The following is a 6,736-nucleotide window of genomic DNA, read 5'->3' as shown; positions in this document are numbered from 1 at the left end:
CGAGCGGCGCCTGCCCCCATTGCCCGGGAGAGACCCAGACATCGCGCCCGAAGACCAGGCACATGGCAACGATGCCGATACAGGCCGGGTTGAAGATGTGCTTGCCGCGATAGCGGATCGCGAATTTGAGGCCGATACCGATCAGCCCGGCAACCAGCCACATCCACGGCGCGACGGCGCGCATCAGGATCGAGAGCGAAAGAGACGTTATGGCCGCGGACTTCCATTCAAACTTCGCGCCCACGAGAACGGTACCGATGATCTGCGCGATCATTGCGCCGGTAAATGCTGAAAGGAGATGGAGAGGCCGGGCGCCAAAATCAGTGGTCAGGACGGAGATCGCGAACAGGCCCGACAGGGCCATGATCTGCCAGTGGCGCGCATCCTTGTTGATCGCGCCGTAGAGCCTCGCAGGTGCGTCCCTCACATCCATATCGAGGAGACAATACACCAAAAACGGACAAATTACGGCAGCAAATCGAAATCAGTCTGACGGGGTTAACGCCGGGCCGCTTGAGCAAGCGCTTTCACCTTCTGCGCATCGTCCATGGCGCAGACCATGTAATTGTCTTCTGTCGCCACAATGATCGCATGGCGCAGGCCGGAGACCGAGATTGGCCGGCCCTCGGAGCGGATATAGCAATGCTTGCAGTCGATCGCGGTCACTGGCCCCAGCAGCGCATTGCCATCCTCATCCTTGTCCGACAGCTCCCAGAGCGCCTTGTAATCGCCGACATCATTCCAGCCCATATCGACAGGGACGGCGCGCACGCCCGGGTGCTTTTCCATGATTGCATAGTCGACGGAAATCTCCGGACAGGCGCCGAATTTGTCTGCGTCGATGCGATGGACAGTGCTTTCGCCGTCGCTCGCCGGGAGGGAATCCCGAACGGCCTGGAGCACGTCTGGTGCATGGGCTTCGAAGGCTTTTACCATCGCGCCCGCCTCAAACAGGAAGATACCGGCATTCCAGAGATAATGACCCGCCTCGATATAGTGTTTCGCCTTTTCGAGCGGTGGTTTTTCCTCAAACTTCACTGCTTTCAGGACGGGCCGGTCTTCCTGCTCGATCTCGATATAGCCATAACCGGTGCTCGGAAAATCGGGCGTGATGCCGAAGGTCACGATGTCACCAGCGGCTGCCGCGCTCGCGCCGATCCGGATGGCGCGCCGGAACCGGTCCGGGCGCAGGATGGAATGGTCAGCCGGCAAAACGAGCAGCAGTTCTTCGGGATGCGCCGTCAGGGCGGCAGCTGCCACCGCCGCAGCAGAATTTCGCCCGAACGGCTCCAGGATGAGCACCGCTTCCGGAAGCTCGGCCTTCATCAGCGCTTCGTGGCGCGCGGCGCCGACAATCATCGGCGACCGGAAGGCCAGGCCCTGCTCTGCATCATCGATCATGCGAGACGCCGTCTTGGCGAGCATGGTCTCTTCACCATCGAGCTTCAGGAACTGCTTGGGCACTTCCGGCGTCGACAGCGGCCAGAGGCGTGTTCCGCTTCCACCACACAGGATAACGGGCCTTATCGTAAGTGTCTGCAAACCTGTCTCCCGGTCTTTTGGCCAACCCATCGCGTTTCGACAGAAGGCATGGAAAATTCGCGCCAGAAGTTCAAGCGTCTTTAGCCGAGAGCCGTTTCGTAGATCTTTTCATAGTCCGCCTGGCCCGCAGGTTTCGCATTACCGCGATGGGCAAGATCAGCCAGCGCAAATTCGACGACGCCAGGCCCATCGGAGGCTTCAAGGCCGATCTCCTTCAGCGTCGATGGAATGCCGATATCTTCGTTCAGTTTCTCGATCGCCTCGGCGAGGTCGGCGCCCGGCTTGAGTCCCATGGCAAAGCGCAGGCGCTCATACTTCGCGTCCGCAGCGCCCTCATTGAAACGCAGAAGATGCGGCAGGAAGATCGCATTCAGCGTGCCGTGGTGGAGTTTCTTTTCATGTAGGCGGCCGGCCGCGTGCGAGAGCGCATGGACGGAGCCGAGGCCCTTCACGAAAGCAAGCGCGCCCTCATAGGAGGCCATCATCATGTGCCAGCGTGCATCCGGATCAGACCCGTCCTCGACCGCGCGGCGCAGCCAGCCATCGCCGACAGCGCGGGTCAGGCCATCATAGCCGATGCCTTCGGCAGGCGGGTTGGAGACGGGCACGAGGACGGCCTCGATGCAGTGTGTGACGGCGTCCATACCGGTCGCGGCCGTCATCAGCTGTGGCAGGCCGAGCGTCAGGTCCGGGTCGCAGATCGCGGTTGGCGGGATCAGGTTTGGCGAGGCGAAGGTTTCCTTGCGGCCATTGGTCATCGTCGTGATCATGCCGACGGAGACTTCCGAGCCGGTGCCGGCTGTGGTCGGAATGGCGACCAGTGGCGGCAGCTTGCCGATATGTTTTGAGCCGCCCGTCACCGCCGCATATTTTTCAAGCGGTCCACCATGCGCCGCCAGAAGGCCGACCGCCTTGGCAAGGTCCATGCTCGAGCCGCCGCCGAGCGCGATGATGCTGTCGGCGCCGGCCTGCTTGTAGAGGTCCGCGACGTCGATCGCCTGCTGTTCTGTCGGGTTTGCCACCGTGTCCGGGAAGACGCCGCCCGGTTCGCTGCCGAGCGCATCGAGCACCTTGTCCAGAATGCCGGCCGCCTTGATGCCGGGATCGGTCACGATGAAAGGCTTGGAGACGCCATAGCCTGCCAGCACTTTGGGCAGCCGCGCCAGAGCGCCATGATCAAAGATGCAGGTGTTCAGGAAGGTCATTACTGGCATGGCGCGTATCTCCGATTGGTTGCGTGGCCGCTGGGGCCACCTAGGACAAGGCATGCGGCCAGTGCAAGCCGTCGCCGCGCGTCAATTTGCCGGTGGCCTCGCCATGACGTCTCGTTTCGACTAGGCGTCGGAGCGTTACAATTGGATATCTGGAGTGCAGTCTCATGAGCCAGCCCCTTCAAATCGGGATACTCGGCGCGGCCCGGATCGCGCCGAAGGCAATCTGCGACCCGGCAAAAGTCATCCCCCAGGTAAAACTGGCCGGGGTGGCGGCAAGGGATGAAGGGCGCGCGAATGACTTTGCGAAAGCCCACGGCATCGCGCAGACCTTCAGCTCCTATGAGGCGCTGATTGCAAGCCCCGACATCGACCTTGTGTATAATCCGCTGCCGATCAACCTGCACGCCGAATGGACAATCAAGGCGCTCGAGGCGGGCAAGCATTTGCTCTGCGAGAAGCCGTTCGCCATGAATTCAGATGAGGCGAAAGCGATGCTGGCCGCAGCCGACAAGGCCGGAAAGCGTTTGATCGAGGCGTTTCACTATCGGTATCACCCGGCCTTCGAGACTTGCCTCGACTGGATCGCCGATGGCCGGATTGGTGACGTGACCAGGATTGACGCCAATTTCGATGTGGCAATCCGCGACAGTGATGATGAAATCCGCCAGCTACCCGAAACAGGGGGCGGGGCCATGATGGATCTTGGCTGTTATCCGCTGAACTGGGCGCTGCATCTCATGGACGCGCTGGACCTGGTGGATGCAAAAGCCGAAACGACATCACGCGGTGTTGATGAAAGCATGCAGGTTCGCCTTCAGCACGGCGAAAAGACCTGGGTGCACCTGACGACGACTATGGCGGCCGGCACGCCTTTCAGCGCGCAGATGACGATCGCCGGAACGGAAGGTCTCATCTATTTCAAAAACCCCCTCGCCCCGCACGTGAATGGCAGCTTGAGCCTGCGCCGCGCCGACGGCAGCGAAGTCGACCAGCTTCGGCCTGTCAGCCCGATCTCAACCTACACCTGGCAGCTTGCCGCTATCGTGGACGCGCTGAAAACCAAGGCGCCCCTTCCAACGGAGGGCGCCATGATCCTGCGCCAGCAACAGGCGCTCGATGACATTTATGAAAGCGCGGGCCTTCGCCATCTGCGTTACCGCTAACTGGCTCTGCTTGTTGACACCGGCGGCCCGATTGGGCCGATAGGATTGCGCAAGCAACCAACCCTGAACGAGGCCCGCCTTAGTGACCCAGCCCATTCTGTCTGTTCGTGACCTTACAATCGATTTCGACACGCCAGACGGCACGGTCCATGCCGTGAAGGGTACGAGTTTCGATGTCGCGCCCGGCGAATGCCTCGGAATTGTCGGCGAGTCCGGGTCCGGCAAGAGCCAGTCGGCGCTCGCCGCGCTCGGCCTGCTGGCAGACAATGGGCATGTCGGCGGCAGCATCAAGTTCAACGGCACCGAAATGGTCGGTGCGAACGCCTCCACGCTGCGCAAGATCCGCGGCGCGCAGATGTCTATGATCTTCCAGGATCCGCTGACCTCTCTGACCCCGCATCTCACCGTCGGCGCGCAGATGCGCGAAGTGCTCGCACTTCACAAAGATCTTACAGGCGAGGCGGCGACGAAACGCTGCGTCGACTGGCTCGAGCAGGTCCGCATACCTGAAGCCCGCCGCCGGCTTGACCAGTTCCCGCACGAGCTGTCAGGCGGCATGCGCCAGCGCGTCATGGTCGCCATTGCGATGCTGTGCGGGCCGAAGCTGCTGCTCGCCGACGAGCCGACAACGGCGCTCGATGTCACGGTGCAGGCGCAAGTGCTGGACCTGATGGATGAGTTGAAGCGCGACACCGGCACCGGCATCGTCCTCATCACCCATGACATGGGCGTGGTGGCGCGCATGTGTGACCGTGTCGTCGTCATGAAACATGGCGAGATTGTCGAAACCGGCACGAATGACGAGATTTTCTACAATCCGCAGCATGAGTATACGCAGATGCTGCTTAATGCGGTGCCGCGCATCGACCAGCCCAATCGCGAAGGCCGCCCGATGCTCGGCCCGCCTCCCCCGGCTGACGTCGAACCGCTGATCGAGGCACGGGATGTGAAAGTGCAATTCCCGGTCAATGTCGGCGGGGGCCTCTTCGGCAAGACGAAAATGCTGAAAGCCGTCGATGGTGTGTCGTTCGACCTTCGCCCCGGCGAAACGCTGGGCGTCGTCGGCGAGTCCGGGTGCGGGAAGTCGACACTGGCGCGCGCCGTCCTGAAGCTCGTGCCCTCGGCCGCCGGCACGGTCGCCTTTATGGGCCGGGACATCACCCAGGCCGACCGCAAGACGATGAACGGTATGCGCGACGACCTGCAGATCGTTTTCCAGGACCCGCTCGCCTCACTCGATCCGCGGATGACGATCGGCCAGTCGATTGCAGAGCCGCTGACTGTTCACAAGCCCGAACTCTCCAAGGCGGAGCGCGAGAAAATGGTGCGCGAATTCCTGCCACGCGTCGATCTCGACCCAGCCCTGATCAACCGCTATCCGCACGAACTCTCAGGCGGCCAGAACCAGCGTGTCGGCATTGCGCGGGCCATGATCCTGCGCCCCAAACTCCTGATCTGTGACGAGGCAGTCTCGGCGCTTGATGTGTCGGTGCAGGCGCAGGTGGTCGATCTTCTGATAGAGCTTCAGAAGGAGTTCGGCCTCGCCATGATCTTCATCAGCCACGACCTCTCCGTTGTGCGCGAGATCAGCCACCGCGTCATGGTGCTCTATCTTGGCAAGGTCGTGGAAATCGCAGACCGGACCGCGATCTACGAGGATGCTCGCCATCCTTACACAAAGGCGCTGATCTCGGCCGTCCCGACGCCGGACCCGAAGCTCGAGCGCGCGCGCGAGCGGGTCAAGCTGCGCGGCGACCTGCCTTCACCGCTCGATAGCCGCGCGCCGCTTCGCTTCATGAAATCGGTCCTGATCGATGATCCGGACGCCGAGCAATACGACCCGAAATTGGTCGAAGTCGGCCCCGGCCACCTCGTCGCCGAGCATGATGCGTATGAGAACGTCGAAGCGCTGCGTGCCAGAGCAACCGAGCCGGCCTGAGCGCGCGGCTAGGCTGAAACGATCAGATCCTCGAATATCGGGACGTGAACCGTGTTTCCGTCTATCCGGACCTGCGGGACATGCACACAGATATCGCGTAGATCATCGAACCTGCCGGGCTCGGGGGTCTCACAACGCACCTCAATCCGGCTTGGAGAGGTCTTGCAGGCGACCTTTTTCGCCTCAAGCCATTCTCCGCGCTTCAGTTTGACCTTCTGGGCTCGCTTGCCGTTGAGAAAAATCTCGACCGTCTTCTGCTGATCGGTGGTGTCGATCTCCGGCACGAAGAAGATGAGTTCGACCTCGCATGGCCCGGCAAGGTCCATTATAGCGCGCGGACCGATCCACCGGTCGTCATAGGCTCCATATCTCCAGGCGGCAAAACGCCCTGGAGCGATGTCGGCAGGAGATACCGCTTTTGCCTGTGCCTTCTTGCTCATGAGGTGACCTCTTCTTCGGCAAAGCGATTGAAGATGCTTGCGATATAGTCAGGCCCGCTGACCTCGCTTGAGACCGTCCCTCCGGCGGCGCCAGCCTCCAGCACGGCCATAACAGCGCCGGTGATATCGCGACGGGCATCGGCGAGCGGGATAACGGCGCCGGTTCCGCTTTTCCGGATGCGGTCTCCCTGAGCGCCGAGATCGATCGATACGACCGGAAGTCCGGCCTGCCAGCATTCGGAAATCGTGTAGCAGAACGTCTCCGGCCAGATGCTCAGATTCATCGTGAAATCGAGCTCGAGCGGGTGCAGCAGGTCGATCAGGTTTTCAGGCTCATAGCGCCCGGTGATCTCGACATGAGGATTGACCTGTTTGAGCTGCTCGTCATTCTTGGTGTAGCCCACAACGACAATATCTATAGGCAACTGGCGCTGGTAG

General features: G+C 61.5%; 6 protein-coding genes and 1 pseudogene. 2 read left to right on the top strand and 5 right to left on the bottom strand.

Features of this window, described 5'->3' with window-relative positions; all coding sequences use genetic code 11:
* The 3 genes and pseudogenes from WA989_RS03125 to WA989_RS03115 all read right to left on the bottom strand — a co-directional run.
* A pseudogene (locus tag WA989_RS03125) lies at positions 1 to 427 on the bottom strand (hypothetical protein); the annotation flags it as partial.
* A 71-nt stretch (positions 428 to 498) separates the two neighbouring features.
* Positions 499 to 1,542, bottom strand: coding sequence for a mannose-1-phosphate guanylyltransferase (locus WA989_RS03120; RefSeq protein WP_424339066.1), 1,044 nt, complete (start codon positions 1,540 to 1,542; stop codon positions 499 to 501).
* An 80-nt stretch (positions 1,543 to 1,622) separates the two neighbouring features.
* Positions 1,623 to 2,756 (bottom strand): iron-containing alcohol dehydrogenase, encoded by a 1,134-nt coding sequence (locus WA989_RS03115; protein WP_424339065.1) that lies wholly within the window; start codon positions 2,754 to 2,756, stop codon positions 1,623 to 1,625.
* 164 nt (positions 2,757 to 2,920) lie between these two features.
* Here WA989_RS03115 and WA989_RS03110 point away from each other — a divergent pair, with 164 nt between their 5' ends.
* Positions 2,921 to 3,919 (top strand): Gfo/Idh/MocA family protein, encoded by a 999-nt coding sequence (locus WA989_RS03110; protein WP_424339064.1) that lies wholly within the window; start codon positions 2,921 to 2,923, stop codon positions 3,917 to 3,919.
* Positions 3,920 to 4,001: 82 nt separating this feature from the next.
* The gene (locus WA989_RS03105) at positions 4,002 to 5,858 is read left to right on the top strand and encodes a dipeptide ABC transporter ATP-binding protein (protein WP_424339063.1); all 1,857 of its coding nucleotides are present in this window, start codon (positions 4,002 to 4,004) and stop codon (positions 5,856 to 5,858) included.
* Between the two features lie 8 nt (positions 5,859 to 5,866).
* Here WA989_RS03105 and WA989_RS03100 read toward each other — a convergent pair whose 3' ends face one another.
* Complete coding sequence (locus WA989_RS03100) at positions 5,867 to 6,298, bottom strand: hypothetical protein (RefSeq protein ID WP_424339062.1); 432 nt, start codon at positions 6,296 to 6,298, stop codon at positions 5,867 to 5,869.
* Positions 6,295 to 6,736, bottom strand: a 442-nt coding sequence (locus tag WA989_RS03095; protein WP_424339061.1) for a glycosyltransferase, incomplete at its 5' end; no start/stop codon positions are given. The genes WA989_RS03095 and WA989_RS03100, both read right to left, overlap by 4 nt.

Origin of the sequence: Henriciella sp. (genome assembly GCF_049649345.1) — a bacterium.
In the GTDB taxonomy this organism is placed as follows: Bacteria; Pseudomonadota; Alphaproteobacteria; order Caulobacterales; family Hyphomonadaceae; genus Henriciella.
The sequence above is the reverse complement of the archived record's forward strand: the minus strand, read 5'-3'. Positions and strand labels throughout refer to the sequence as shown.

Coding starts and splice junctions, on each gene's coding strand:
- WA989_RS03115 (WP_424339065.1), bottom strand. CDS start 2,756: ATGCCAGTAATGACCTTCCTGAACACCTGCATCTTTGATCATGGCGCT.
- WA989_RS03110 (WP_424339064.1), top strand. CDS start 2,921: ATGAGCCAGCCCCTTCAAATCGGGATACTCGGCGCGGCCCGGATCGCG.
- WA989_RS03100 (WP_424339062.1), bottom strand. CDS start 6,298: ATGAGCAAGAAGGCACAGGCAAAAGCGGTATCTCCTGCCGACATCGCT.